The following is a 26,477-nucleotide window of genomic DNA, read 5'->3' as shown; positions in this document are numbered from 1 at the left end:
AAACGCCTGAGCCCATTCCCTCAAACATATCAATCCAAACTCACGCCACGCCTTCCCACTCCGCCAGCGCCGCAACCACACCCGGCAGATCCACCATCCGCGAAATCACCGTCTCGGCACCCGCATCCGTCAACCGGTCGGCATGCGAGGGGTAGGTGTGCGAGGCGCCGGTGAAGCCGATCACACGCATGCCGGCGGCGCGCGCCGCATGGACGCCGTGCACGGAATCCTCGACCACCACGCAGCGCGACGGCGAAGCGCCCATCTGCTTGGCGCCGTGCAGGAAGATATCGGGCTTCGGCTTGACGCGATCGGCGCCGAGGTCCTTGGCCGAGAAGATGTTCGGCGCGAAGAACTGGCTGAGCCCCACCTTGGAGAGCATCATGGTCAGCCGCGCGCTTGACGAGTTCGAACAGATGCAGCGCTTCAGATCGATGCGCTTGATGGCCGCCTCGACGCCGGCGATCGCCTGCACGTCGGAGGCGAGCCGCATGTCGAGCAGCTTCTCGGACTTGTCGAGCAGCGAGGCAGAGAGCGGAATGCTGGCGTCGCGCTCCACTTCCATGAGGATGTTCTGCCAGGTCATGCCGGAGAATCGCTCGCCCATCTCCTCGATGCTGATCGGGTAGCCTGCCTCCGTCAGAAGCTTGGACTCGACGTCCGCCGCGATGATTTCGGAATCGACCAGAACGCCGTCGCAGTCGAAAAGGATGAGGTCGAAGCCATTCATGTCTATCAAGCCTTGTTGGGGGATGCTGCGGCTTTACACGATGCCTCGTTCGATCTCAACCGGCGGGGCGTCATGGCTGGTCTGCTGCGGCCGGGAGGCTAGGGTTGCGCGCGAGGAAATTGCCTGCGGATGCAGGCGCTTGTCGCCTCGACAAGCCATCTCGACAAGCCACGGCTCGCCCTCTAATGGATGAATATGGCCAAGGAACCGGAAGACACAATCGCAAGCCGCATCAGCCGCGTGCTCGCCGACCGCATCGTTCGCGGTGAACTGCCGGCCGGCTTCCGTCTGCGCCAGGATCATATCGCCGAGGAGTTCGGCGCCAGCCACGTGCCCGTGCGCGAAGCCTTCCGCCGCCTGGAGGCTCAGGGGCTGGCGATCAGCGAGCCACGCCGCGGCGTGCGCGTCGCCTCCTTCGATATCAAGGAGGTGCGCGAGGTGGCCGAGATGCGGGCGGCACTCGAAGTCCTGGCGCTGCGCCACGCCGCCAAGCATTTGACGCCTGCGATCCTCGATGCCGCCGAGGAGGCGACCCGCGAGGGTGATGCGGCGGCAGACGTTCACGCCTGGGAAGAGGCCAACCGCCGCTTCCATCGCCTGATCCTGACGCCCTGCAACATGAGCCGTCTGCTCGCCTCGATCGACGATCTCCACGCCGCCAGCGCTCGCTTTCTGTTTTCCGCCTGGCGTTCGGGCTGGGAGAAGCGCACCGACCACGACCACCGCGCCATCCTCGTGGCCTTGCGCCAGGGCAGGGCGGAAGAGGCGGCCGGCATCCTCGAACGCCACGTCCAGTGGATCGGCCGCGCGCCGAAATCCACCAACAAGGCTGGCGAAAACGGCGAAGCCTTCGCCATCGTCGGCTGATTTTCCAAAATTATAGATAATTTATAATCGGTGTGATTTGCCCGGAAAATCGCGCCTTTACGCCTGTTCTCATGGCTGATCGTGCACATGATCCCGTTTGACCACCGCACAATCGCATGGTGGCCGCTTGTCATCGCGAGAAATCTCTCGCATAAAATAGATGGGAATCAAAAATTATCTATAATTTTAGAAGGAGAGTTCATGTCCCTGTTCGATCAATCGTCCGACTTCCGTTTCGACCCATTGCGCCTCGCCGCCCGCCCGGCCGCCATCAAGGCCGTCTTCGTGCTGGCGGGCACGCTCATCCTGGCGCTCGCCTCGCAGATCTCGGTGCCGATGGTGCCGGTGCCGATCACCATGCAGACTTTCGCGGTGACGATGATCGGCGCGCTCTATGGCTGGCGTCTCGGCGCGGCGACGGTGCTCGCCTGGCTCGCTGAAGCAGCCATGGGCTTCCCGGTTCTGGCCGGTGGCGCCGGCGGTCTCGCCCCCTTCGCCGGCCCGACGGCAGGCTATCTCGCACCCTTCCCTGTCGTCGCGGCCCTTGCTGGCTGRCTTGCCGCGCGCGGCTGGACCGGCGACGCTGTGATCCGCAGCTTCGCCGCCCACTTCGCCGCCAATATCCTGTGCCTGGCGATCGGCGGCCTGTGGCTCGCAAACCTGCTCGGCATGGAAAAGGCCTGGCTGCTCGGCGTCGCTCCCTTCATTCTCGGCGCGGTGCTGAAATCGGCGCTGGCGGCAGCCGTGCTGAAGGGTATCAGGATCTATACCGGCCGCTGAAATGACAGTTCGCCTGCGCGCCCACCACCTGCTCTGCATGCTGACCTTCGTCGGTGAAGGCTACACGCCCGCCTTCACCGAGAACTACATCCGCATCGCCCGGCGCCTGTCGTCGGGCGAGGAGATCGAGCTGGTCGATGGCCCCGACGATATCTGCGCGCCGCTGCTCTCAGGAACGGCGGCGCATTGCCACAACGAAAGCGTAGTGGCGCGGGACAGGGCGGCGGCGCAAGCCGTCGGCCGTCTGTTGGGGATGGCGGTCTGGAAGGGCACCCGCATCTATCCCGACGCGGCACTGCTGAAACGCCTGCGCCGCAACTTCGCCCTCGGCACGATCCGCAGGGCTTGCGACGAGTGCGAATGGAGCGAACTCTGCAACGATATCGCCGAGCGCGGTTTCACCGATGTGCTGGTCGCGCCAAGCTGACGCATGTCTCCCGAAAGTGGTTCCCGGTTTCGGGACAAAGACCTGCGCAAAAACAAGCGCCTGAAGCGCGCCGCGCTTCAGGCCGCGACCGGCGTCTCCACCGGAAACAGCGCCAGGAACTGCCGCTCTCCATCAGGCGAAAAGATCACCGAGCGGCTGCCCGCCGTGCGCCGCGCCCATCCCCTGTCGAAGAAGCTCGCAAGCAGCGCCTTGCCGAGACTGCCCGCCAGATGCGCCCGCCGCTCGCTCCAGTCGAGGCAGGATCGGCAGAGCGGCCGCCGCGATGCCTTGAGGTCGGCGACATCAATCCCGATGCACTGGAACGTCTCCTCGCCCTTCGCGGTCAGCGCCAAGGCATCGCCGACGGCGTCGATCGCGCCCCTGGCAACGAGGCTATCCAGCATCCGCACGCCATAATCGCCGGCCAGATGGTCGTAGCAGATCCGCGCCTTGCGCAGCGCCGGCTCCTTCGGTCCCGGCTGGTGACGCAGATGACCGCGGCTCGCCGCAAAACCCATCATGCTTTCGATCAGCCGCGCCACTGTCTCGTCGGCAAGCGTGAAGTAGCGGTGCCGCCCCTGCTTGCGTGGAAGGAGCAGCCCGCCGGCCTCGAGCTTGGCGAGATGCGCACTCGCCGTCTGCAGCGTGATGCCGCCGACAGCGGCGAGCTCGGTCGCCGTCAGCGCTTTACCACCCGTCAGCGCGGCCAGCATGTTGGCGCGGGCGGGATCGCCGATCAGCGCGCCGATCTGGGCAATATCAGGTCCTTCCTTCACGGCTTACCTCCAACGGATGTCATCTTCCATACTTCGACCGTAGCCGAAGCATCTCCGTCCCGCAACATGGCAAAACCACCCTGCAATCAAGGAGAAAAAAGATGATCACCTGCTTCATCCGCTACGAAATCGACCCGTTCAAGAAGGATGCCTTCGCCGAATACGCGCGCAACTGGGGCCAGGCCATCCCGCGCAACGGAGCCGACCTCATCGGCTATTTCGCCCCGCACGAGGGTTCCGCAACCACGGCCTACGGCGTCTACAACATCGAAAGCCTCACCGCCTACGAAGCCTACCGCGCCCGCCTGGCCGCCGATCCGCTCGGCCGCGAGAACTATGAATTCGCAAGACGCGAACGCTTCATCCTCAAGGAAGACCGCATTTTCCTGAAGAACGTCTCGCTCCCCCACGCCGCAAAGGTGCTGCCATGATCGCCGTCATCTTCGAAGTCCTGCCCTATATGGGCGAGCGCCACACCTATCTCGACCTCGCCGGCGAGCTGCGCGCCGAATTGGAGAAGATGGATGGTTTCATCTCCATCGAGCGCTTCGAAAGCCTGACGATGCGCGGCAAGCTGCTGTCGCTCTCCTTCTGGCGCGACGAGGAAGCGGTCAAACGCTGGCGCAACCTCGAACACCACCGCGCCGCCCAGGCCGCCGGCCGCGGCGGCATCTTCGCCGATTACCGCCTGCGCATCGGCCATGTCGTGCGCGACTACGGGATGAACGAGCGGGACGAGGCGCCTGCGGATAGCCGGGCGGTGCATGATGTGGTGGGATAATTTACGTGCGCTTGGTGGCCTGCAATTGCTGCATCCGACGGCTGTCTTCGAGATGCCGCAGCAGATCTTGGAACCACCCTTTCGGCAGCACGCCAATCACGCAGCTGTCGAGATTGGGTCTGTCCGAAAGCCAGGAGGCGGGGCGCAGATCGGCGCCCGCCCACACGAAGACGTTCAGCTGGTCGGTGTAGATCCAGGAGGGGCTGTCATCGAGTCCAAGGTGCCTCTTGAGCTTCATCGGCACTTCCACAGCGCGTTGTGTGCCGAAAGGAGCGCTATGTGACATGCCTAGCACGTAGGTCAGGATTTCGTTGTCGCCTTGATCGCGGGAAAAGACGATCGCGGCCGGATAGACCTCGAAGCCATCCTCCCGATACTGGCTCTGGGAGCGCCACAGGAATTCGTAGGCGACCAGGCATCCAACAGGCGGACGAGGCGGTATCTTCAAGGGATCAGCCCGGCCGTTTCGAAGGGCTGAGCTTTCCATCCTCATCAAGATCGTCAAGTTCATAAGGCGCGTCGGTTTCAATGCGCGCGCTGCGGATCAGCCGAATTTCTTCATCGGTCAACTCTCCCGCCAGGATGCTCTTCCGGGAGGGTTGCTTGCCTGAGCTTTCGGCTGCCTTGGTTGATCGCATCGCGTGGTCGCTCCTGAGAATTCAATCATAGGCAATAGCCTGCAAAGCGGCAAGTGGGTGCCACGTGACGCGCGCCCCGGCGATTTTATTTTCCCGAAATCGTTCCCCGGTTCAGGCTTTGGTAACCAAGATGAGTAACCATAACAGACAGTAAAGAGCGTAATGTGTATGAGCGAGTTAAAACATGGCGTCTGTATTTCCGCTTGCCGATCTCAAGGCCTCCGCAAAGCCGGATTCCTGGATCGACACGATCATCAAGGGCGATTGCGTTGCCGCTCTTGAAGCCCTTCCGACCCATTCCGTAGACGTCATTTTCGCCGATCCGCCCTATAACCTGCAGCTCGGCGGCAATCTGCATCGTCCCGATCAGTCGCTGGTCGACGCGGTCGACGACGAATGGGACCAGTTCGCTTCCTTCGAAGCCTATGATGCTTTCACCCGCGCCTGGCTGCTCGCCTGCCGCCGCGTGCTGAAGCCGACGGGCACGCTCTGGGTCATCGGTTCCTATCACAATATCTTCCGCGTCGGCGCCACGCTGCAGGATCTGAACTTCTGGATCTTGAACGATATCGTCTGGCGCAAGACCAACCCGATGCCGAACTTCAAGGGCCGTCGTTTCCAGAACGCGCACGAGACGATGATCTGGGCAAGCCCGAACGCCAAGGCCAAGGGCTACACCTTCAACTACGATGCGCTGAAGGCCTCGAACGACGACGTGCAGATGCGCTCCGACTGGCTGTTCCCGATCTGCAACGGCCACGAGCGCCTGAAGGGCGAGGACGGCAAGAAGGTGCATCCGACGCAGAAGCCGGAAGCGCTGCTCGCCCGCGTCATCATGGCCTCTTCGAAGCCCGGCGACATCATCCTCGATCCGTTCTTCGGCTCGGGCACCACGGGCGCCGTCGCCAAGCGCCTCGGCCGCCACTTTGTCGGCATCGAGCGCGAGCAGGATTACATCGACGCGGCGTCTGCCCGCATCGAATCGGTCGAGCCGCTCGGCAAGGCGGAACTGACTGTTATGACCGGCAAGAAGCAGGAGGTCCGCGTGGCCTTCAATACGCTGGTCGAAAGCGGCCTCATCAAGCCCGGCCAGGTGCTGACCGACGCCAAGCGCCGTTATAGCGCGATCGTTCGTGCCGACGGCACGGTTACGGCGGGCGGCGAGGCGGGCTCGATCCACAGAATGGGCGCAAAGGTCCAGGGTTTCGACGCATGCAACGGATGGACGTTCTGGCACTTCGACGATGGGCAATCCCTGCGCCCGATCGACGATCTCAGGGCCGTCATCCGCAGTGATCTGGCAAACGCGGGCTGATCCGCGAAAGGCCCGATCGAGACTGCCGTCGACCGGTTTTTGTACCTCCAGTTGCGGAAGACGGCAAAAGGCGCCCGGGATCATACCCCGGGCGTCTTCAGTTCTGGACTTCCAAGACAACAAAAGACGCCCGGATCGCTCCGAGCGTCTTTTCAGTTTCAGCTTTATCGCTTAGCGGCGCAGTAACGCCATCCGCTCTTCATCCTCGTCGCGCTGGCGTCCGCCGATCGCGGCGGCGACACTGGCGATGAAGGCGCCGACGAACAGCGAGAGTGCACCGAACAGGGCAACCGCAGAAGCCGTCTTGCGGGCGCTATCCGCAGCCTCCTTGGCGGCAAGCTTGGCATCGTCGATGCGCTTCATGACGGCATCGACGCGTGCCTTGGCATCAGTCGAGGAAAGGCCGGTGCGGGCAGCAACCACCTGCTCGACAAAGGCCTGGTCGTCGGCCGAAAGCTTGCCGTCGACAATGCCGTTCACAAGCACGCGCGTCACCTGGGCATTGACCGCCTCATCACTCTGGTTGCCCGCTGCCGGCGCCGTATTGGCCGGGCGCAGCAACGCGTCGGTGAAATAGGCCGGCGAGAAGCCGCTCGTGCCATCGCTGGCGCTGACAGCCGCCCCGGCACCTGCGGCGCCGACTGCTCCAACCGCTGTTGCGGTGGCCTGCGTACCAGTGCTGATCACCGATGACAGCGCCGATCCCAGCAATCCGGCAACGACCACTGTTGCCAGCGCCCAGGAGAGGAAGCCATGCGCGGTATCGCGGAAGAAGACCTCGTAGGTGTGGACGCCAACCCATTTGGTGCGCAAACGGCCGGTGAGATAGCCGCCGAGTGCGGCCGAGACCCATTGCACGACGATCAGCCAGATCGCGGCAGTCGCGCCGATCGTGGTCAGCGAGGCGTTGTCATGCGACCAGGGCGATACCATGGTCAGACCAAGGCCGGAGCCGATCAGGATGAAGACCAGCGAGATCGCGGTGGCGGCCAGCGTTCCGGCGATGATCGGCCCCCAGCTGACGGCGGGTGCCGATGATTCCAGTGGTGCATCTGTCACCACGGTGGAGGAGGTAAAGGACATCGCCGACCCCCTAGTGCCAGAACAGCAGGATGATCAGGATCAGCGGGATCGGAACGCCCAGAAACCACAGCAAGATACCTCTACCCATCATAACCTCCCGTCAGCACGGCTGACTTATCGTTTGCTCGAAACCGCGTCATGCGCGGGTCCTCACAAAACCGTCAACGGCGCTGATTGTTCCTAAGGCGATGAGAGATTTACGGTTTCTCTTCGCGGGGGAGGGAGGTCCGGCAGCTTCTCCGGCTTAGAAGTCCTGATAGTCCTTCACGTCCACCCGCGTCACGCGTCCCTCTTCGTTGAAGGTGATCGTTTCCTCGCCCTCGCGCACCAGCGGCTTGCCGGTCTTGCTGTGGGTGGCGCGTACCGACCATACGGCGCGCCCGGCATAGGGGCTGACGCGCTCAACCAGCTTGTTGAAGGCTGTCTGGTCAGGATAGTCGTCGAAATATTTGCGAAACGCCGTCATGATCGCGTCGCGGCCCGAAAGACTGCCGACGCCGTTGGACACATAGGTCGCGTCCTCGGCGAAATAGTCCTCGATCATTTGATAATCGAGCCTGTTGATCGCGTCGTGAAACAGGGTGATTTCCTTGACTGGATCGAATGCCATGGTCAGACCCTCACGCCACGTTCTGCAAGATCGGCTCGCAGCTGCTCGGCGCCGGTGAAGAGCACCGCGTCCCATCCCGCCCTCTTGGCGCCTTCGATGTTGGGTGCCGAATCGTCGATGAAGATCGTCGTTGCCGGATTGAGGCCGAAGCTCTCGGTGTGCGCTTCGTAGATCGCGATGTCGGGCTTGATCAGGCCGATATCGCCCGAGACGGTAACGCCGCGCGGCTTGGTCAGGAAGGGGAAGCGCACCTGCGCCTCGCGGAACGTGTCGGAAGCGAAGTTCGTTAGCATCGTCACGTCGCGGCCTTCTGCGATCAGCCCTTCCATGATCGCGACGCTGTCGTCGTAGGAATGCGATACCATCTCGTGCCAGTGCTTGCGGAAGGCGCGGATATGCTCTTCGCGATCGGGATGCGTCTCGATCAAAAGCGCCTCGGCATCCGCCCATGTCCGGCCGCGATCCTGCTCGATGTTCCAGTCGTGGGTGCAGACATTGTCGAAGAACCACTGCCGCTCGGTCGCATCCGGAATGATGCGGCTGAAGGGAATATCAGGATCGTAATGGATAAGAACTTTTCCGATATCGAAAACGATATGATCAATAGGCATTTATCCGTCCTTGGACTGTTGAAACGCGCGTGGAATAGCCGATGTGATCGCTTTTTTCATGACTGTGGGCAATGCCTGCGCGTCAAGATTTGTAACCGGCTCCCACCATCCGTCATCCCCTTCGATCCTCGCGGGGATCGCCACGCGCCAGATCGAAAGCCTGAGCTCGAAATGAGTGAACACATGGGTGACGGTGCCCGAGGGTTGCCAGTCGGCCGGGAAGGGGGCGGCGTCCGCCGAGGTCTCGCCGTCGATCCGCGCCGTCCAGCCCGTCGTCGGCACCTCGGTCATGCCACCAAGCAACCCGCTCTCGATCCTGCGCCGCAACAGAACCTCACCATCAGCGGTTACCGCCACGAAGGCCGCGCCGACGCGAACGGGCTTCGCCTTCTTGGCAGCCTTGACCGGGAAATGCTCGGGATCGTGAAGCGCCAGCGCCTCGCACGATCCGTTGAAGGGACAGAGCGCGCATGCCGGCCGCTTCGGCGTACAGATCGTGGCGCCGAGATCCATCATTGCTTGGGCGAAATCGCCGGGCCGGTCCGCCGGCGTCAGCAGCGCCACCTTCTGTTTCATCAAGGGCTTGGCTGCAGGCAGCGGCGTCGAGATCGCATAGAGCCGCGAAATCACCCGCTCGATGTTGCCGTCCATCACGGCAGCCTGCCGGTTGAACGCGATCGCCGCCACCGCGGCTGCGGTATAATCGCCGATCCCCGGCAGCGCCTTCAGCCCTTCCTCGGTATCGGGAAACACGCCGCCATGATCGTACGCCACCGCCTCGGCGCATTTCTTCAGGTTGCGGGCACGTGCGTAGTAACCAAGCCCCGCCCATGCCGCCATCACGTCCTCGCTGGGTGCGGCGGCGAGATCATCAACCGTCGGCCAGCGCGCGAGGAATTTCAGGAAATAGGCTTTGACGGCTGGAACCGTGGTCTGCTGCAGCATGACCTCGGAAAGCCACACATGATAGGGATCGGCCTTGATCCCGCGTTTTGCCATCGGCGGCGAAACACGCCAGGGCAGGTCGCGATGATGGCGATCGTACCAGTCGAGCAGGGGCTTTGCGGAGGGCGCGGTGAGGGTCTTTAAGGTCATCATTTGCCGTGCGGAGGGGAAGTGCCCTATACTTGGCGAAGCATTGTCGCCCGATCAAGGCGGCGGCGCCCGATAGCGGCGGCATCCAAAGGTTTCCATGAGTTATCCACGCAAAGGTGAAAAACAGATCTCCGAACTGGCCAACGGCCTGATCGACCCCGTGCTTGCCAAGCGCGCCGGCATCAACACGGCGCTGCTCGGCTCCTGGGATGAGATCGCCGGCGAGGACTTCGCCGATTGCACCCGCCCGGAAAAGATCGCCTGGGCGCGCGGCGGCGATGACGGCAGCTTCCGCCCAGGCGTGCTTACCATCGCCTGCGAGGGCGCCCGAGCCCTGTTTCTGACACATGCGCAGGGCGAACTCATCCAGCGCATCAACAGCTTCTTCGGCTTTTCCGCCGTCCACCAGATCCGCATCGTCCAGAAGCCGGTCTCCCAAGCCTTCAAACGCTCCCGCACCCCGCCACCGCTGAAAGGCGAGGCGGCCCGCCGGCTGGAGGGGATGATGGAGGGTATCGACAATGAAAAGCTGCGCGAGGCGGTGAAGCGGTTGGGCACGGCAGTGTTGGGGAAGAAGGGGCGGTAGACATTTTACGGCTGCAAGCGTGGCGAGGAGATAAGAATGTCAAACAAGCGGTCATTTGGCACAACAGGCGAGACTACGCCTCTTTCGGATGAGGTGATGCGTAGAAAAATTCGCGAAGCAATCGACGACCCAAGGCCTGATATCGATGCCGAGGTCGGTTTCGATCGCATCGAGCGTCGCCATGCTGAGCGCATGAGACGCGAAGGCAAGGACTAAACGCCGCCTTCCGTGCCAAATAAAATCACCAGTTGCTTGCCACTCCCGCCCCTTCGTCCCATCAAGGTCACAATTGTTTGAAGAAACTCGTTCACGCGTGCCTTGTTCGCGGCCGTCAGCCGTTATATCGCACTTCCAGCCGCTACTCTCGTTTATGAGGAAATTATGCAGATGTCCGAAATGCAACTGACCAAGCGCCAGCTCCTGGGCGGCGTTGCTGCCGCGACCGCCAGCATGGCGGTTTTCAGCAGCGCCAATGCGGCTGTGGAAATTCCGAAGTCCGACGGCGATGTCGACATGGAAGCCGTGTTGAAGCCGGGCGCTCTGCCGGAAATGGTGCTGGGCAAGGACGACGCCAAGGTCACAATCGTCGAATACATGTCGATGACCTGCCCGCACTGCGCGCACTTCCACACGACGACTTTCGACGAGATCAAGAAGAAGTATGTCGACACCGGCAAGGCTCGCTTCATCATCCGCGAATTCCCCTTCGACCCGCGCGCCGCCGCAGCCTTCATGCTGGCTCGCTGCAATCCGTCCAAGCCTGAAGATCTGAGCACGCCGGAGCAGTATTTCCCGATGGTCTCGATGCTCTTCAAGCAGCAGCAGACCTGGGCCGCCGCCGAAGATGGCCGCGCCGCACTGCTCCAGATGTCCAAACTCGCTGGATTTAGTGAGGAAAGCTTCACGAAGTGCTTGACGAACCAGAAGCTGCTGGATGAAGTGAACGCGACGCGGGAACGGGGTTCCAAGGATTTCGGCGTCAACGCCACGCCGACTTTCCTCATCAACGGGAAGCGCTACTCTGGAGACATGTCGGTTGACATCATGTCGGCCCTTATCGACAGCCTGCTTTAAGCTGAGCCGTTCCTATAAGACGGGCGACGGCGGAAGCCGTGCGCCCGTTTTTTCGTTGCTTTTCCCTTCTCCCCCACGGGGAGAAGGTGGCCCGAAGGGTCGGATGAGGGGGCTCCGCGCTCCGAGGTCCACCACATGAAGTTCAACAAGCTCCGCCTCGTCGGCTTCAAATCCTTCGTCGAACCCGCCGAATTCGTCATCGAGCGCGGCCTGACCGGTGTCGTCGGGCCGAATGGTTGCGGCAAGTCCAATCTTGTCGAGGCACTTCGCTGGGTGATGGGCGAGAACTCGTACAAGAACATGCGCGCGTCGGGCATGGACGACGTGATCTTTTCCGGCTCCGGCAATCGCCCCGCCCGCAACACCGCCGAGGTGGCGCTCTATCTCGACAATGCCGACCGCACGGCGCCTGCCGGCTTCAACGACAGCGACGAGATCCAGGTGACGCGCCGCATCGAGCGCGAGCAGGGCTCGGTCTATCGCATCAATGGCAAGGAAAGCCGCGCCAAGGATGTGCAGCTGCTCTTTGCCGATGCCTCCACCGGCGCCCGCTCACCGTCGATGGTCGGGCAGGGGCGTATCGGCGAGCTGATCTCGGCCAAGCCGCAGGCCCGCCGCCAGTTGCTGGAAGAAGCAGCCGGCATTTCCGGCCTGCATTCGCGCCGCCACGAGGCCGAGCTTCGCCTGCGCGCCGCCGAAAGCAATCTCGAACGTCTCGACGACGTGACGTCGCAGCTCGAAAGCCAGATCGAGAGCCTGAAGCGGCAGGCCCGTCAGGCCAATCGCTTCAAGTCGCTCTCCGCCGATATTCGCGCTCGCGAGGCCATGCTCCTGCACATCCGCTGGGTGCAGGCCAAGGAGGCTGAAGCCGAGGCCGACAGCGCGCTGAACCAGGCCACCTCCATCGTCGCCGAAAAGGCGCAGATGCAGATGGAGGCCGCCAAGTCGCAAGGCATATCGAGCCTCAAGCTCCCTGAACTGCGCGAGGGCGAAGCCCGCGCCGCGGCCGCCCTGCAGCGCCTGCAGATCGCCAAGACCCAACTGGAAGAAGACGCCAACCGCATCCTGCGCCGCCGCGACGAGCTCACCCGCCGCCTGGCGCAGCTCTCGGAGGATATCCGTCGCGAGGAACGGCTCGTCGCCGACAACGCCGAGATCCTGCAGCGCCTCGATGCCGAGGAAGCCGAGATCAACGAGATCCTCGCCGATTCCGGCCGTTACGCGGAAGAGACCCGCGAGGCCTTCGAGGAAGCCGCCGCCAAGCTCGCCGACAGCGAGCGCATCTTCGCCGGCCTGACATCGGAACGCGCCGAGGCCGCCGCGGGCCGCAACCAGCTCGAACGCGCCATCCGCGATCTCTCCGATCGCAAGATGCGGCTCGAGCGCCAGATGGACGAGGCCAATCGCGAGCTGTCAGGCATCGGCGAGCGCATCGCGACGCTGCCCGATCCCGACGAGAAGCGCATGGTGGTCGAAGCAGGCGAAAGCGCTGTCGCCGAGGCGGAAGCCGCCATCCAGGCGGTCGAACAGGCGCTGGCCGCTGCCCGCCAGACGGAGGCGATGTCGCGCGCGCCGGTCGATCAGGCCCGCGCCCAGCTGAACGCCATCGAGACCGAAGCGCGCACCATTTCCCGCATGCTGGCATCCGGCGCCACCCCGGGCGAATTCGCGCCGGTCGCCGATGATCTCAAGGTCGATCGCGGTTTCGAGACCGCCGTGGGCGCTGCACTCGGTGACGATCTCGAATCCCCGCTCGACCCGAAGGCGCCCGCCCATTGGTCGGAGAACGGCGATGGCGCGGCCGATCCGGCGCTGCCCTCTGGCGTCACGCCACTGATCACCCATGTCCGCGCGCCGGCCGCTCTTGCTCGCCGCCTCAAGCAGATCGGCCTCGTCTCCGACGCCGATGCGCCGGGCCTGATGGCGAGCCTCAAGCCCGGCCAGCGCCTCGTCACCCGCGATGGCGCCGTCTATCGCTGGGATGGCCACGTCACCGGCGCCGATGCGCCGAGTGCCGCAGCACTCCGTCTCGCACAGAAGAACCGTCTCTCCGAGCTCGAGAGCGAAGCATCGATCGCTCGCGATGTGCTCACTGAGGCCGAAGAGCAACTGGCGATCGCGGCCGAAGCCATTTCGGGCGAGGAACATCGCCTGGCCGAAGCCCGCGATACCGCGCGCATGGCGGCGCGCCAGCTGGCGGAAGCCCGCGAGGCGCTGGCTGCTGCCGAGCGCGCCTCCGGCGATCTCATCCGTCGCCGCGATGTCATAGCCGAAGCCGTCAGCCAGCTGCAGAGCCAGCTTGAAGACATCGCCATCCAGGAAGAAAACGCCCGCATCGAGCTCGACGACGCGCCGGATCTCTCCGCACTCGACGAACGCCTGCGACTGCAGCAGGCCGATGTGGCGACCRATCGCGGCGCCCTTGCCGAAGCCCGTGCCCGCCACGAGAGCCTGAACCGCGAAAACGACGCCCGCCAGCGCCGCATCATCGCAATCGGCCAGGAGCGCGAGACCTGGCGCCAGCGCGCCGCAAGCGCCGAGGACCACATCGCGACGCTGCGCGACCGCGAGGAAGAGGCGCGCGAGGAAGCCGCCGATCTCGAAATGGCGCCGGACGAATTCGACGACAAGCGCCGTGGGCTGCTGAACGAGCTTCAGAAGGCTGACGACGCACGCCGCGCGGCCGCCGATCTGTTGGCAGAGGCTGAGCTGATGCAGCGCGATGTCGATCACAAGGCGGCGATTGCGCTGTCGGAGCTTGCCGAAAGCCGCGAACGCCGTGGCCGCGCCGAAGAGCGCCTGGTTTCGGCCCGCGAAAAGCGCGTGGAGGGCGAGGCGCGCATCCGCGAGGCGCTGAACGTTGCCCCGCACGAAGCATTCAGGTTGGCCGGTCTCGTCGCCATGCAGGCGATGCCTGATCTGCGCGAGGTTGAGCGTGAGCTTGAGCGGCTGAAGATGGAGCGCGAGCGGCTGGGCGCCGTCAACCTGCGCGCCGAGGAAGAGCAGAAGGAACTGAGCGACCGGCTGGCGGCGCTGATCAAGGAGCGCGACGACGTCATCGACGCGATCCGCAAGCTGCGCGGCGCCATCCAGAGCTTGAACCGCGAGGGTCGCGAGCGCCTGATCGCCGCCTTCGATGTGGTCAACACCCAGTTCCAGCGCCTCTTCACCCATCTGTTCGGTGGCGGCACGGCCGAGCTGCAGCTGATCGAATCCGACGATCCGCTGGAAGCGGGCCTCGAAATCCTCGCCCGCCCACCGGGCAAGAAGCCGCAGACCATGACGCTGCTCTCGGGCGGCGAGCAGGCGCTGACGGCGATGGCGCTGATCTTCGCGGTGTTTCTCACCAACCCGGCGCCGATCTGCGTGCTCGACGAAGTGGACGCACCGCTCGACGATCACAACGTCGAGCGCTACTGCAACCTGATGGACGAGATGGCGGCCTCCACCGAGACGCGCTTCGTCATCATCACCCACAACCCGATCACCATGGCCCGCATGAACCGCCTCTTCGGCGTGACGATGGCGGAACAGGGTGTGTCGCAGCTGGTCTCTGTCGACCTGCAAACTGCGGAACAATTGCGCGAGATCGCCTGAGGTCAAGGCGAAACACCCAAAAAAGGTCGCCTCTGAGTAGCTTTCTCACCCAATAAGGTGATGCCTTTTTACCCATCTTGCATTAGAAGAAACTGTATGTGCGGTCCGCGAGGATCGCGCCACCGGTTTTGCGTACAGATTGCCGTGCGCATGTGTTGAGGCTTCCTCCACGTTGTATCGGCATGCTGAACCCCCCGTCCGGTTTTCCTGGCCGGACGGAAATAAGGCTTTGCGGGACTTTGTTGCGGTCCCGCAAAGCTTTATTACTCTTCCTGAAAATTCAAACGGCTTGAATACGCGGATGTTGTGCACTGCAACATTTTGGCCGTATTTGTGCGATTTTCATTTTAACACCAAGGGATTAAGCTGATCCCGATTTTGGTGTTGGGGAGAGCATGACCAAGTGGGTCTATACATTCGGTAATGGCGCGGCGGAGGGGCGGGCGCTCGACCATGAAATGCTGGGCGGCAAGGGAGCCAATCTCGCCGAGATGTGCAGCCTCGGCCTGCCCGTTCCCCCCGGCTTGACCATCACCGCCGACGCCTGTTCCGCCTATTATCGCGACGGCCGCCGTATCTCGGAAGAGGTGCGCCAGCAGGTGCTGTCGGGCATATCGAGCATCGAGGCCGTCACCGGCCGCCGCTTCGGCGCTGGCGCTAGCCCACTGCTGCTGTCGGTCCGCTCAGGCGCGCGCGTGTCGATGCCGGGCATGATGGACACGGTGCTGAACCTAGGGCTCAACGACGAGACCGTCCAGGCGCTCGGCCACGATGCCGGCGACGCGCGCTTTGCCTGGGATAGCTACCGCCGCTTCATCCAGATGTACGCCGATGTCGTCATGGGGCTCGACAACGAGGTCTTCGAGGAAATCCTGGAAGACGAGAAGGCCCGCCACGGCTACGAATACGATACCGAGATGACCGCGAGCGAATGGCAGCACGTCGTCCATCTCTACAAGGCGGTGCTGGAAGAAGAACTCGGCGAGGAGTTCCCGCAGGATCCGCAGGTGCAGCTCTGGGGCGCTGTCGGTGCGGTGTTTTCGAGCTGGATGAGCGCCCGCTCCGTCACCTATCGCCATCTCCACAATATTCCCGAGAGCTGGGGCACCGCCGTCAATATCCAGGCCATGGTCTTCGGCAATCTCGGCAATTCGTCGGCCACGGGCGTGGCCTTCACCCGCAACCCGTCGACCGGCGAAAAGTCGCTTTACGGCGAGTTTCTGGTCAATGCCCAAGGCGAGGATGTCGTCGCCGGCATCCGCACGCCGCAGAGCATCACTGAAGAGGCCCGCATCTCCTCCGGCTCCGACCGGCCGTCGATGGAAAAGCTGATGCCGGAAGCCTTCAGGGAGTTCGTGGCGATCTGTGACCGTCTCGAGGCGCATTATCTCGACATGCAGGATATCGAGTTCACCATCGAGCGCGGCACGCTGTGGATGCTGCAGACGCGATCAGGCAAGCGCTCGACCCGCGCGGCGATGAAGATCGCCGTCGATATGGTGGATGAGAAGATGATCACCGAGGAGCAGGCGGTGCTGCGCATCGAGCCGTCCTCGCTCGATCAGCTGCTGCATCCGACCATCGACCCCCGCGTTGCGCGCGAGGTGATCGGCACCGGCCTTCCGGCATCGCCGGGTGCGGCATCCGGCGAGATCGTCTTTACTGCCGAAGAGGCTGTCATGGCGGAAGAGGAGGGGCGCAAGGTCATTCTGCTGCGCGTCGAGACCAGCCCGGAGGACATCCACGGCATGCATGCCGCCGAAGGCATTCTCACGACACGTGGCGGCATGACCAGCCATGCGGCCGTCGTTGCCCGCGGCATGGGCATCCCCTGCGTCGTCGGCGCCGGCACCATGCGCATCGATCTGCGCAACGAGCGGCTGATCGGCATGGGCGTGACGCTGAAGAAGGGCGATATCATCACCATCGACGGATCGGCCGGGCAGGTGCTGAAGGGCGAGGTGCCGATGGTGCAGCCGGCGCTCTCCGGCGATTTCGGCCGCATCATGGAATGGGCCGACCGCGTTCGCCGCATGACCGTGCGCACCAACGCCGATACGCCGGCGGATGCGCGCGCCGCTCGCTCCTTCGGCGCCGAGGGCATCGGCCTTTGCCGCACCGAGCACATGTTTTTCGAGGGCGAGCGCATCCATGTCATGCGCGAGATGATCCTGGCGGAAGACGAGGCCGGCCGCCGCACTGCGCTCGACAGGCTGCTCCCCATGCAGCGCGAGGATTTCGAGAGCCTCTTCAACGTCATGCACGGCCTGCCGGTGACGATCCGCCTGCTCGATCCGCCGTTGCACGAATTCCTGCCGAAGACCGACGAGGAAATCGCCGATGTCGCGGCCGCCATGAACATGGACGCAACAGCACTTCGCCAGCGCGTCGATGCGCTGCACGAGTTCAATCCGATGCTCGGCCATCGCGGCTGCCGTCTGGCCATCTCCTATCCCGAGATCGTCGAGATGCAGGCGCGCGCCATTTTCGAGGCAGCCGTCCATGCGGCACGCGAGACGGGCGCCGCCGTCGTGCCGGAGATCATGGTGCCGCTTGTGGGCCTTCGCTCCGAGCTCGATTACGTCAAGGATCGCATCGATGCCATCGCCCGCGACGTAATGACGGAAGCCGAGATGCAGATCGATTATTTGGTCGGCACGATGATCGAACTCCCTCGCGCGGCACTGCGCGCCCACATCATCGCCGAAGCCGCCGAATTCTTTTCCTTCGGCACCAACGACCTGACGCAGACCACCTTCGGCATTTCGCGCGACGACGCCTCGGCCTTCATCCCGACCTACCAGCGCAAGGGCATCATCGAGCATGACCCCTTCATCTCGCTGGATTTCGATGGTGTCGGCGAACTCATCCGCATCGCCACCGAGCGCGGCCGGCGAACCCGCGCCGACATGAAGCTCGGCATCTGCGGTGAACACGGCGGCGATCCGGCCTCGATCCATTTCTGCGAGGGCATAGGTCTCGACTACGTCTCTTGCTCGCCCTTCCGCGTGCCGATCGCCAGATTGGCGGCGGCGCAGGCGGCGATCAAGGAGAGGTCGCTTCGGTAGAGCTTATCGATAGCGATAGTAGGGGCCGCCGTAATAGGGGCCGCCCATGCGCCATGACATGTCCCGCATCACGTAGTCGCTGTCGGCCCGCATCTGCGCCTGCCGGTTGAGATCGATGCGTTGCAGGCAGGTAGCAAAGCCTTCGGTGCCGCGCTTGAAGCCATAACCCAAGCACTGCCGCTCATCGGCCGCGCGCCGCTCTTCCGGCGTCACCGTCTGGCAGGCCGAAAGGCCGATCGCAATCGCGGCGATGGTGAGCGTCAGCGGGAGAATACGCATGGTTTCATCTTCAACGGATTGATCTTGCTGGAAATAGCAGACGCCAAGCCCGCCCGGCCGTCAACACAAAACTCCGTCAGCCGCAAAACTTGTCACGCGGCGCCGACCGGATCGCCGATCGGCAAAAGCGCCGGATCGAGCGTCGGGTCGTTCGGGTTCTTGCTATCGCCGGGATCCTGGGCTGGCGTCAGCGGCGGCTTTTCCTGCACGCGGTCGGGAATGCCGGGTGTCGGCGTCGGGCCGCGCGGGGTCTCTGGCGTGGGCACGGGGATTGGGTCGCGATTGGGCATGATTGTCTCCTTTCAAGGGAAAACGATGCCCTCAAGCTTTGGTTCCGGCTTTCGCCCGGATGAGAACCGCTATAAGAAGACGCCTCACGGAAATGGAAGCGACTGATGGCACTGCGTGATCGATTCTCGAAAAAGCTGACCTGCCCGCAATGCGGCAATAGCGGCTTCGCCGAAGCCTCCGAGACGGACGATCCGAAGCGCAAGCATCCGGGCTTCAACATCGACCAGCTGCCGCGCGGACTTTTCGTCCAGCGCCAGACCAATTTTCAGGAAACCAGTGTGATCAAATGCGAATGCGGCCGCAAGTTCGCCTTCCGCACGCTGGCGGAAGCCGCCTCGGGCCGCGACTAAACGAGACTAGAACCGCTCAAGCACCTCGATAAACGCATCGGCGAACTGCGCGATATGGGCGGTCTCCGGCGCCGGGCTTTCCATGCGGATATCGGTGCCGTTCTGATCGAGCACCGCGAGCACGATCCGCATGTCCGTCGAAGCGGACGGGATGCGCAGCACCGCGATCCGCTTGCAATCATCGATCAGCCCTTCGGCCGGCAGATCGAACAGGAATTCGCCGCCGCCCTTGCCCGCCGCCGTGCGCACCGCATCGCAGAAGTCGCTGTCGCCATCATAGCTTTCGAGCGAAAGCTCGAGCTCCAGAAGCTCCATCGGCAGAAGCGGATCGCTCGCATCGGCCCCTGATAGCGTCGGCATGGGGCTTTCCACTGCAAGCTCGGATGCGATCATTGCTTTTCTCCTGTTCGTCCGTGACCGATGAACATGCTGCAACTGCGGGAAATCAACTCAATATCAGAAAATGCTCACGTAATCCATGCCCGCTTTGGTGGTCTAAAACGTGGCTTCATCGTGGATTGGACACGCTCGCGTAAGACAACAGTTTCAATTTAGGCGAATCTTGCACTAAACAAGTGCTTGGGCGATTTGCGCGTTCATGCGGGACGCGCCGCTTGCGACTAACCGGTAAGTTTGATGGCAATCCGTTTCGACCGCCCCATTTCCAGTGCCGCCCGCTTTTCCAGGCGGTTCGCGGCCTTTGCGCTGGTCTTGTGCCTGGCGGCGCTGATCGGTCATCGCTTCGCCGGCCTCGCCACGCCCTATCTCGTGCTCATCCTCATCGTCGCGACCGGCTTCAGCATCCTGGCCGCCGTGCTCGCCGCAGCCGGCCTGCGTAGCCTGTGGCTGACGGGCGCCGAGGGCGGCCATGATGCGCTGAAGGCGCTGATCTTCGCGGCATTGCCGCTCGTCATCGGCGGGCTGGCGGTCGAGCGCTATCTCAGCATGCCGGTCATCTATGACGTCTCCACCGATCCCGTCTCGGTGCCGGACTGGCTGAAGACCCCAAGCGCCGACCAGATCTGGCTGAAGCGGGTTCCGGTGACGCCGGAGGATCGCGAAAAGCAGCTCGAAGCCTATCCGGAACTGACAGGTCGTCGATACGACGGCGCCATCGACCGCGTGCTGGAAGCCGTCAAGAAGGTCGCCAAGTTGAACGGCATCCGCATCACGCGGGCTGAAGGCGACAGCGTGCCGACCCGCGACCCCGAGGACAAACCGGCGGCCAAGCCCCAGGCTCAGCCTCAAGCCCAGAACCAAGCCGCTGACAACACCGCCGTGCCCGACGAGGCCCCCGATGTCGTGCCCGTCCCGACGCCGCGCCCCTATGACGACGACGTCGCCCAGCTGATCCGCCGCGCCAACGGCGTGACGCTGCAGGGCGAGACGCGCACGCTGGTTCTCGGCCTGCGCTTCGACGTCATCATCCGGCTGCGCGAAGAGGCCGAGACCACCTTCGTCGACGTCCGCGTCGCCTCCCGCTACGGCCCCTCCGACCTCGGCTTCAGCGCCGATATCGCCGAGGATTACCTGAAGGCGCTGGACGCGGAACTGCTCGGCATCGCCGGCAGCTGATCCGTTTCCGGTGAAAGTGCAGCCGTCGGCACCAGCCACCCACGATAACGAACGATCAGGCCGACCAGCGGCGCCCTGACCTCGACATGAAAGCGGAAACGCCCGTCGCGTTCCTCCTCATGGACCGTGCCGCCCGGCGCCAGGGCCATCGGCATGGGCAACCCCAGAAACCGCCAGCCGCGCACCTGCAGCAGCAGCCGTCCATCCTCCACGACAAGCGCCATCAGGATCCGGAACGGGCCGAGATCCTCCGCCAGCAGCGGAGCTTCGGCGTTTCCGCCCGCCATCTGAACGCTGCGAAACACCTTGCCGCCGAAACGCCGCGTCCAGATCTCGATGCCATCCCGCGCCAGAAAATGAACCTCGACATCCGTCTCGGCCGCAGTCCTCGGGAAACCCGCAAGCGTGGCGGCGAGCCGGGCAAGCCAACCGCGACCGCGCTCGATATCGGCGCGCCCGTGCGCGGTGAGTTCATCGGAGACATCATGCAGCGCGGCGACGCAAGGCGGCAGCCGGTGCCAATCCGCGCCGAGCAGGCGGCGATAGAGCGGTGTACCGACGCGGAGCTCAAGCTGGGCGTTGCCGCGTCGGTCTGTCATCCGAGAAAGCGATCCCGTTGCGCCTTGGTCGGCACGAAGCAGCTTGCCCGCCGCCCGGCAATCCGCAGTCGGTTGCGCGCCACGAATTCGTAGAGCCGGTCTGCAAGCTTTCGCGGCAAAAGCCGGAATATCCTCACAGCCGACCATGGCGCACCGAGCCCGGCCACCATGCGGATCGAGCCGTCCGACTTGAAGAAGGCCCGCCCGCCTTCGATCAGGATATTGGTCTCGTAGTCGCGCTCGTTGAGCCCATAATGCCGGTAGAGCGCCTCGCCGAGCGGCGTCTGCGCGGCAAGAAAGCGATAGCGCTGGCGCTTGTCGTGCTTCAGCGCGAACTGCACCCAGGCCGAGCAGAACACGCATTCGCCATCGAATACGATCAGCGGTCTGTTGTCGGGGAAATCGGGAACGGCTGCATCCTTTCGATAGCTGTAGTCCGGCCGCATCGTCTCATCCTCTCCCGGCCATCCGATACGACCCCAAAAGCGCCGGCGGACCATCGGTCTCGATCTCGCCGCGCTCGATCAGATCCTCGATATGCGCCAGCACGGAAAGCGCTGCCGCGCCATGCAGCCGCGGATCCGTATCGCGGTAGATCACTTTCACCATGTCGGGGATGTTCGTATCGCCGGCCCTGATGCGCCCCAGCACCGCGCGCTCGCGCATCCGCCTATGCGTCTTCAGCGCCCGCATGAATGAGATCGGCTTGCGCACCGGGCCGCCATGGCCGGGCAAGAGCAGCCGGTCGCGCCTTGCGATCAGCTTGTCGAGCGAGGTCATATAGTCGGCCATCGAGCCATCCGGCGGCGCGACGATCGAGGTCGCCCAGGCCATGACGTGATCGGCCGAAAACAGGATGCCGGTGTCTTCAAGCGCGAACGCCATGTGATTGGCCGCATGCCCAGGCGTATGCACGCCTGTCAGCCGCCAGCCATCGCCCTCGATCGTCTCGCCGTCGGCAAGCGCGATATCGGGGCGGAACGACATGTCGGAGCTCTCGGCGAAGGGATTGGTCTCCCCCGCATGCAGCGGCCGCGCCGCCCGGTGCGGCCCTTCGGCGACGACGATAGCCCCCGTCGCCTCCTTGAGCCGGCGCGAGAGCGGCGAGTGGTCGCGATGCGTATGGGAGACGAGGATATGCGTGACCTCGCGACCCTCAAGTGCTGCCATCAGTGCCGAAAAATGCGCGTCGTCCTCCGGGCCGGGATCTATCACCGCGACCGAGCGGTCGCCGACGATGTAGCTGTTGGTGCCGTGAAAGGTGAACGCGCTCGGATTGTTGACCGTGATCCGCTGCACACCTGATGCCACCGGCACGGCCTGGCCATAGGCGGGCTCGAAGGCGCGATTGAAGTCTGGATTGGCCATGTCGTTCCTGCGGTCGTCCACTCGGTCGTATCCTGTAACGACCTACTTGTACTCGATCTCGATGAAGGACATCGGCTTGTCGCCGGCATTGACGACATTGTGTTCGGTGCCCGCATCGCGCCGATAGGCGGCACCCGCCGCGATATCCACCCGCCGGCTATCGCCGTTCTCCTCGATCAGGAACTGGCAATCCGTCATCGGCACCACGACATAGCCCATCCCATGCGTATGCACGCCGGTATCGGCACCGGGCTCGAAGTCCCAACGCGTGATCCTGACGACGGCGTCGTCGAGCAGAAGCGTGGCAAGGGCAGGCGGGCGGGCACGATACTGGCTCATTGTCACTCCGAAGCGCTATGGTCTTGGAAGAGACCTAGCATGCCGTCCGCCAAAGCGTGCAAAAAAGAGCACGCAGAGAAGAGCGCACAGAAATATGCTCGCCCCGAAACTTAATGATTGTGACGTTCACGGACCTTTGCTAATCAGGCGACGCAATTGGCAAGCGTTTCTCGCTGCCAGTCTCTGGTGGGGCGTCGCCAAGCGGTAAGGCACCGGTTTTTGGTACCGGCATTCCCAGGTTCGAATCCTGGCGCCCCAGCCACTGAGATAGTTTTCATCCAATAAATCCCTGAACGCGATCGCGCTTCAAGCGTGTTTGGTTTGTGTGGCGGCGACCGTGTCTCCGCCAAACAAAAAAGGCGGAACCTGCGTCCCGCCCTTCATGTCTCTTGCCGTCGCTGCGCCTTACTGCGCGGCCGGCTGGGCAGGCGCCAGGAATTCGGCGCAGTAGGAGGGGCCGTTCACGCCGGGGATGTCGCCGGCGACCTTGATGCTGCGGATCGTGTAGTCCGAGCTGGTGGTAATGGTAACCTGGCAGCGCAGGTACTGCTTGCGGGCGGACGAGATCTGCTTGCCGCGCTTGCCTTCTGCGCCATCGGCGTACTTCGCCGGAACGCTCACGGTCTTGTAGCCGCCCTTCCAGGTGTAGACGTTGCCGCTGCCATTGTCGGCATCGGTGAGCGGCGGGCCAAAGGCTGCGAAGAACTTGCCGGCGGACTGGCCGACCCAGCGGCTGGAGATCGGATCGGCGGCCGTTGGGATGGTCGTGCAGCCGGCCAAGGTGATTGCCAGCGCTGCGGCTGCGAAAGTGCGGAGTTTCATGGTGTCGTCCCTGGATTTGTCGCGCATTCGGCGGCGGGAATCACTGCCCCTGCAGCGTTTCAGCCTGTCCTGACCAGCGCTTTAGCGCGGAACCCGGCAAAAGAAAATCAGCTCTTTTTCGCGATTGCAAAATTTGCGGCGGGTGTGGCTTTTTGCTCGCGCGCAAGCCCGGGCGCGCTTGCCGCCGCCGCCGTCATAAAAATGCAACCCGCTTTGGATTTTGGTGCTTGCGCAAGCCGTTGGGCCGGTCTATAGAGGCGCCGCTGGTCACGGAGTGTAGCGCAGTCTGGTAGCGCACCACGTTCGGGACGTGGGGGTCGGAGGTTCGAATCCTCTCACTCCGACCAGCTGAAAATCCAGGCATTGCAGGATTTTCCATCCAATCCCGAATTTTCCGAATATCGCGCCCCATCGCAACGGACCGATTGCGGACCGCTTCGTCGTCCGCCCGCATCAGCCCGTTCGTATCCGGCTCTTACGGCGTGACCTGCACGGGCCGAGCATCCGGCGCCACATTGTCGGCGACCTTGTTGCCGTAGCTGGCGCGATAAATCCCGTCAGTTCCCGGGAAGAGCACGTATTCCACGCCTTTCACCACCGCCGTTTCGAGCGGAACGGGCGCGCCGTTGTGGGTGAGTTCCTGAAGTCGGCCGCGTTCGGTTGACGATGGCAGCATCGCCGTCAGCATGCCATGCGTTCGCTGATCGCCGACGATCGTGAAGGCGAGGCTTTCGCCGTCCCATTGCTGGTTGAGAATGTCCGTCCGCGACCTCCCGTCCATCCAGTCCAGCATCTGCCGCGCGGAGACCATGGGGACCTCGTATTTCTGCGCCAGTTCCATCAGGAATTTGTCGAACTCGTTGTGGAAGTCGTAGTGGGTTCCGAAGGCGCCGAAGAACTGTTCCGGCCCAAGCGCCCGCTGGATAAGCCCTTCGACGGCAGCACGATCGTCGTCGAAGATCTCGTCCACCAGATGCGTTTCCTGCTGATAGACATTGATCAGCTCGCCCTTCTCTGTGCTGAACCGCATGGGAATGCCCGAGCCTGTCAGGAAGCCGGTGCGGCCGTTCACCCAGGCCTTTGGCCAGTAATAGTAATTCATGTCGAAGCGAATGCCCCAGTCCCGGCCGATCTTGGCCTGGGAGGTGTAATCGCTCCACACGATGCAATGCAGCCGGCTCGCCTCTTGCACCGGGACATCGGGATAGGCGGCCCGGAAGCGCAGTATGTCTTTTGCAAAGGCAAGATCGAGAGAGGCCCTGGACCAGTTCTGGCAATAGGTGCTGGCATGCGAGCCGAGATCGAAGCCCGCTGCCGCGTAATCCTTGGCGGCATGCGCAGTCAGTCCCGATTCGGCGTAGAGCCAGGAGGTCGCACGCGCGCACTCCCATTTCGACACGTCGCAGTTCTTGTCGTCGAGAGAAAGCATGCGCTCGAAGGAATCGCGCGTGCCGCGTTCCGTTCCGTGGTCGTCGGCGGCCATGACGAGCACCGCCTTGTGGCGCTTCGGGAAATACCAGAAGCGGGGGATGGGCGCGCCGTCGCGCTGCAGGTGCTCGATCAGGTTCGTCAGCAATCGCATCTGCTCGTCGGCCTGGGGAACGTGCACGCGCGATATGTCGATATAGTCGGGCTGCGGGTCGGTGGCGGATTGGCCGTAGAAGAGATCGTTCGGCCGGATCGGCGCAAGTCCGTCGCGCTCCTGTCCCGCCCATTGCGGATTTCCCTGCCGGGTGAGAACGACCGACTGCGGCAGGTCGAAGGCGAATGCGGCAACTTCTCCCCCCGCTGTGCCGACGCTTCGAAGCGTCAGGGCCGGCATTGGGCTCTTGTCGGTATGGCTCGAAAGCGTGGCGAGCGTTTGCGTGTCGGCGCCGGTGGTGTAGCGATCGGCAGGACCGTGAAACCTGATATCCGCCACGAGCCCCTGTCCGGGCGGCTGCTGCGTGTCGACCGAGAGCTCTCCCTCGGCGATCGACGCGCCCGTCGTTTCGAGCCCAGCAAGCTCCGCGAGTTCCGCGGACGGCCGGATCGCGATCAGATGTCCGCCGCCATTGACCCAGCTCTCAAGCGCCGATGCCGCAGCGGCCGGCACAACGCCCGCGGTCATCACCAGCCGATGCTCGGCAAGGACCGTGGACTGCAGCGATGAGGCGCCGATCGTCAGGAAGTTCGTAAACCCCTCGGCTCGCAGGATTTCGGAAAGATAAGGTCCAAAGGGCGCATCCTCGCCAAGCACGAGCAGGATTGGCCCCCCGCGACCCTGGTCGAGCGGCGCCTTTTCCACAACGGAGAATGTCCAGTCATGAGCGGCCTTGCCCTGCAGCGAACTGCGCACCTGGATGTCGGCCTCCGGCAGCGGTTGGTAGCTGCGGAAGATCGCGGCGGTGCGCTGCTCGTTCACCTCCACGGCGCCGGCGATATCAGTCTTCGAGCCGTCGGGTTTGTGGGCAGATACGTCGAGCACCATCGCTCCCGGATCGACCGGTTGGCTGAAGGCTATCTGGATGCGCACGCCGGGAACGTTGACCGAGCCGGGAAGCGGATAGGTCGAAGCGACCTGCGGTTCCTCTTTCGATACCGCGGAAACGCCCACCGCAGCGGCTGCGACGAGCAGGCAAAAGACGACAGTTCCGATGATTTTCTTCACGGGCCGAATCTTCCTCGCTGTAATTTGCCTTGTCCACGTGATGCTTTGTCCACGTGATGCTCTGGCCGATCAAAGCCGGCCACGTCCTGCCGGGGCGACAGGGCCTCATCGAAAGGCGTCGTTTGCATACGCAAAGAAGAATTGTCCGTCGGCATCCCCGTTGCCG

General features: G+C 63.4%; 30 protein-coding genes and 2 tRNA genes. 15 read left to right on the top strand and 17 right to left on the bottom strand.

What is annotated here, in order from left to right:
* Positions 1-40: 40 nt before the first annotated feature.
* Positions 41-730 (bottom strand): HAD family hydrolase, encoded by a 690-nt coding sequence (locus AC1DOG_RS18115; RefSeq protein ID WP_018899055.1) that lies wholly within the window; start codon positions 728-730, stop codon positions 41-43.
* Positions 731-925: 195 nt separating this feature from the next.
* Between AC1DOG_RS18115 and AC1DOG_RS18110 the strand changes: the two genes are divergently transcribed.
* The 3 genes from AC1DOG_RS18110 (at position 926) to AC1DOG_RS18100 (ending at position 2,804) form a co-directional block, all read left to right on the top strand.
* Positions 926-1,597, top strand: coding sequence for a GntR family transcriptional regulator (locus AC1DOG_RS18110; RefSeq protein WP_112982180.1), 672 nt, complete (start codon positions 926-928; stop codon positions 1,595-1,597).
* A gap of 201 nt (positions 1,598-1,798) precedes the next feature.
* Positions 1,799-2,377 (top strand): biotin transporter BioY, encoded by a 579-nt coding sequence (locus AC1DOG_RS18105; RefSeq protein WP_477929957.1) that lies wholly within the window; start codon positions 1,799-1,801, stop codon positions 2,375-2,377.
* Between the two features lies 1 nt (position 2,378).
* On the top strand, positions 2,379-2,804 hold the full coding sequence (locus tag AC1DOG_RS18100) for a DUF1284 domain-containing protein (protein WP_477929955.1): 426 nt from the start codon (positions 2,379-2,381) through the stop codon (positions 2,802-2,804).
* Positions 2,805-2,881: 77 nt separating this feature from the next.
* Here the strand turns inward: AC1DOG_RS18100 and AC1DOG_RS18095 are convergent, their stop codons facing one another.
* On the bottom strand, positions 2,882-3,580 hold the full coding sequence (locus tag AC1DOG_RS18095; protein WP_477929953.1) for an ArsR/SmtB family transcription factor: 699 nt from the start codon (positions 3,578-3,580) through the stop codon (positions 2,882-2,884).
* A 101-nt stretch (positions 3,581-3,681) separates the two neighbouring features.
* Between AC1DOG_RS18095 and AC1DOG_RS18090 the strand changes: the two genes are divergently transcribed.
* On the top strand, positions 3,682-4,011 hold the full coding sequence (locus AC1DOG_RS18090) for an NIPSNAP family protein (RefSeq protein WP_477929951.1): 330 nt from the start codon (positions 3,682-3,684) through the stop codon (positions 4,009-4,011).
* Positions 4,008-4,361: an antibiotic biosynthesis monooxygenase family protein gene (locus AC1DOG_RS18085; protein WP_477929949.1), complete on the top strand. Its 354-nt coding sequence runs from the start codon at positions 4,008-4,010 to the stop codon at positions 4,359-4,361. Before AC1DOG_RS18090 ends, AC1DOG_RS18085 begins: the two co-directional genes overlap by 4 nt.
* A gap of 1 nt (position 4,362) precedes the next feature.
* Here the strand turns inward: AC1DOG_RS18085 and AC1DOG_RS18080 are convergent, their stop codons facing one another.
* On the bottom strand, positions 4,363-4,809 hold the full coding sequence (locus AC1DOG_RS18080; RefSeq protein WP_477929947.1) for a hypothetical protein: 447 nt from the start codon (positions 4,807-4,809) through the stop codon (positions 4,363-4,365).
* A gap of 4 nt (positions 4,810-4,813) precedes the next feature.
* Positions 4,814-4,999, bottom strand: a complete 186-nt coding sequence (locus AC1DOG_RS18075) for a hypothetical protein (RefSeq protein ID WP_477929945.1) — start codon at positions 4,997-4,999, stop codon at positions 4,814-4,816.
* A gap of 184 nt (positions 5,000-5,183) precedes the next feature.
* On the opposite strand from AC1DOG_RS18075, the gene AC1DOG_RS18070 reads away from it, so the two are divergent.
* Positions 5,184-6,314 (top strand): DNA methyltransferase, encoded by a 1,131-nt coding sequence (locus AC1DOG_RS18070; protein WP_477929944.1) that lies wholly within the window; start codon positions 5,184-5,186, stop codon positions 6,312-6,314.
* A gap of 171 nt (positions 6,315-6,485) precedes the next feature.
* Here AC1DOG_RS18070 and AC1DOG_RS18065 read toward each other — a convergent pair whose 3' ends face one another.
* The 4 genes from AC1DOG_RS18065 to mutY form a co-directional block, all read right to left on the bottom strand.
* Positions 6,486-7,397: a hypothetical protein gene (locus AC1DOG_RS18065; RefSeq protein WP_477929943.1), complete on the bottom strand. Its 912-nt coding sequence runs from the start codon at positions 7,395-7,397 to the stop codon at positions 6,486-6,488.
* A gap of 244 nt (positions 7,398-7,641) precedes the next feature.
* Complete coding sequence (locus AC1DOG_RS18060) at positions 7,642-8,007, bottom strand: nuclear transport factor 2 family protein (protein ID WP_477929941.1); 366 nt, start codon at positions 8,005-8,007, stop codon at positions 7,642-7,644.
* Between the two features lie 2 nt (positions 8,008-8,009).
* Positions 8,010-8,618, bottom strand: a complete 609-nt coding sequence (locus AC1DOG_RS18055) for an HAD family hydrolase (protein WP_477929939.1) — start codon at positions 8,616-8,618, stop codon at positions 8,010-8,012.
* Positions 8,619-9,713 (bottom strand): A/G-specific adenine glycosylase, encoded by a 1,095-nt coding sequence (gene mutY / locus AC1DOG_RS18050; protein WP_477929937.1) that lies wholly within the window; start codon positions 9,711-9,713, stop codon positions 8,619-8,621.
* 97 nt (positions 9,714-9,810) lie between these two features.
* Between mutY and AC1DOG_RS18045 the strand changes: the two genes are divergently transcribed.
* The 5 genes from AC1DOG_RS18045 (at position 9,811) to ppdK (ending at position 18,038) form a co-directional block, all read left to right on the top strand.
* Positions 9,811-10,299, top strand: a complete 489-nt coding sequence (locus AC1DOG_RS18045; RefSeq protein ID WP_111564363.1) for a DUF721 domain-containing protein — start codon at positions 9,811-9,813, stop codon at positions 10,297-10,299.
* Positions 10,300-10,335: 36 nt separating this feature from the next.
* Positions 10,336-10,515: a hypothetical protein gene (locus AC1DOG_RS18040; protein WP_477929935.1), complete on the top strand. Its 180-nt coding sequence runs from the start codon at positions 10,336-10,338 to the stop codon at positions 10,513-10,515.
* A 165-nt stretch (positions 10,516-10,680) separates the two neighbouring features.
* Positions 10,681-11,373, top strand: coding sequence for a DsbA family protein (locus AC1DOG_RS18035; RefSeq protein WP_112944516.1), 693 nt, complete (start codon positions 10,681-10,683; stop codon positions 11,371-11,373).
* A 135-nt stretch (positions 11,374-11,508) separates the two neighbouring features.
* A complete protein-coding gene (gene smc / locus AC1DOG_RS18030) occupies positions 11,509-14,970 on the top strand; it encodes a chromosome segregation protein SMC (RefSeq protein WP_477929933.1) in 3,462 nt (1,153 codons plus the stop codon).
* Positions 14,971-15,365: 395 nt separating this feature from the next.
* The gene (gene ppdK / locus AC1DOG_RS18025; protein WP_477929931.1) at positions 15,366-18,038 is read left to right on the top strand and encodes a pyruvate, phosphate dikinase; all 2,673 of its coding nucleotides are present in this window, start codon (positions 15,366-15,368) and stop codon (positions 18,036-18,038) included.
* Between the two features lie 3 nt (positions 18,039-18,041).
* Here ppdK and AC1DOG_RS18020 read toward each other — a convergent pair whose 3' ends face one another.
* Both AC1DOG_RS18020 and AC1DOG_RS18015 read right to left on the bottom strand, forming a co-directional pair.
* Entirely contained in the window at positions 18,042-18,317 is a 276-nt protein-coding gene (locus AC1DOG_RS18020; RefSeq protein ID WP_477929930.1) for a hypothetical protein, read from the bottom strand.
* 92 nt (positions 18,318-18,409) lie between these two features.
* Positions 18,410-18,607 carry a hypothetical protein gene (locus tag AC1DOG_RS18015; RefSeq protein WP_477929929.1) on the bottom strand — a complete coding sequence of 66 codons (198 nt, stop codon included), beginning with the start codon at positions 18,605-18,607 and terminating at the stop codon, positions 18,410-18,412.
* A 105-nt stretch (positions 18,608-18,712) separates the two neighbouring features.
* On the opposite strand from AC1DOG_RS18015, the gene AC1DOG_RS18010 reads away from it, so the two are divergent.
* Complete coding sequence (locus AC1DOG_RS18010; protein ID WP_018899034.1) at positions 18,713-18,958, top strand: hypothetical protein; 246 nt, start codon at positions 18,713-18,715, stop codon at positions 18,956-18,958.
* A gap of 6 nt (positions 18,959-18,964) precedes the next feature.
* On the opposite strand, the gene AC1DOG_RS18005 is transcribed toward AC1DOG_RS18010, so the two are convergent.
* The gene (locus AC1DOG_RS18005; protein ID WP_477929927.1) at positions 18,965-19,351 is read right to left on the bottom strand and encodes a hypothetical protein; all 387 of its coding nucleotides are present in this window, start codon (positions 19,349-19,351) and stop codon (positions 18,965-18,967) included.
* Between the two features lie 243 nt (positions 19,352-19,594).
* On the opposite strand from AC1DOG_RS18005, the gene AC1DOG_RS18000 reads away from it, so the two are divergent.
* Complete coding sequence (locus tag AC1DOG_RS18000; RefSeq protein ID WP_209232897.1) at positions 19,595-20,533, top strand: DUF1499 domain-containing protein; 939 nt, start codon at positions 19,595-19,597, stop codon at positions 20,531-20,533.
* On the opposite strand, the gene AC1DOG_RS17995 is transcribed toward AC1DOG_RS18000, so the two are convergent.
* The 4 genes from AC1DOG_RS17995 to AC1DOG_RS17980 are packed head-to-tail and all read right to left on the bottom strand — an operon-like array spanning position 20,485 to position 22,839.
* Positions 20,485-21,132 (bottom strand): DUF4166 domain-containing protein, encoded by a 648-nt coding sequence (locus AC1DOG_RS17995; protein WP_477929925.1) that lies wholly within the window; start codon positions 21,130-21,132, stop codon positions 20,485-20,487. The genes AC1DOG_RS18000 and AC1DOG_RS17995 overlap by 49 nt on opposite strands.
* Positions 21,129-21,578 carry a thiol-disulfide oxidoreductase DCC family protein gene (locus tag AC1DOG_RS17990; RefSeq protein WP_477929923.1) on the bottom strand — a complete coding sequence of 150 codons (450 nt, stop codon included), beginning with the start codon at positions 21,576-21,578 and terminating at the stop codon, positions 21,129-21,131. Before AC1DOG_RS17990 ends, AC1DOG_RS17995 begins: the two co-directional genes overlap by 4 nt.
* Positions 21,579-21,582: 4 nt before the next feature.
* Positions 21,583-22,500 (bottom strand): MBL fold metallo-hydrolase, encoded by a 918-nt coding sequence (locus tag AC1DOG_RS17985; RefSeq protein ID WP_477930059.1) that lies wholly within the window; start codon positions 22,498-22,500, stop codon positions 21,583-21,585.
* Between the two features lie 42 nt (positions 22,501-22,542).
* A complete protein-coding gene (locus AC1DOG_RS17980) occupies positions 22,543-22,839 on the bottom strand; it encodes a cupin domain-containing protein (protein ID WP_477929921.1) in 297 nt (98 codons plus the stop codon).
* Positions 22,840-23,026: 187 nt separating this feature from the next.
* Here AC1DOG_RS17980 and AC1DOG_RS17975 point away from each other — a divergent pair.
* A tRNA-Gln gene (locus AC1DOG_RS17975) sits at positions 23,027-23,101 on the top strand.
* A 143-nt stretch (positions 23,102-23,244) separates the two neighbouring features.
* On the opposite strand, the gene AC1DOG_RS17970 is transcribed toward AC1DOG_RS17975, so the two are convergent.
* Positions 23,245-23,661: a hypothetical protein gene (locus tag AC1DOG_RS17970; protein ID WP_477929919.1), complete on the bottom strand. Its 417-nt coding sequence runs from the start codon at positions 23,659-23,661 to the stop codon at positions 23,245-23,247.
* Positions 23,662-23,931: 270 nt separating this feature from the next.
* Here AC1DOG_RS17970 and AC1DOG_RS17965 point away from each other — a divergent pair.
* A tRNA-Pro gene (locus AC1DOG_RS17965) sits at positions 23,932-24,008 on the top strand.
* Between the two features lie 128 nt (positions 24,009-24,136).
* Here AC1DOG_RS17965 and AC1DOG_RS17960 read toward each other — a convergent pair.
* Positions 24,137-26,311, bottom strand: coding sequence for an Ig-like domain-containing domain (locus tag AC1DOG_RS17960; protein ID WP_477929917.1), 2,175 nt, complete (start codon positions 26,309-26,311; stop codon positions 24,137-24,139).
* Between the last annotated feature and the right edge of the window lie 166 nt (positions 26,312-26,477).

Source organism: Rhizobium sp. 01N48, assembly GCF_056399145.1.
The sequence above is the reverse complement of the archived record's forward strand: the minus strand, read 5'-3'. Positions and strand labels throughout refer to the sequence as shown.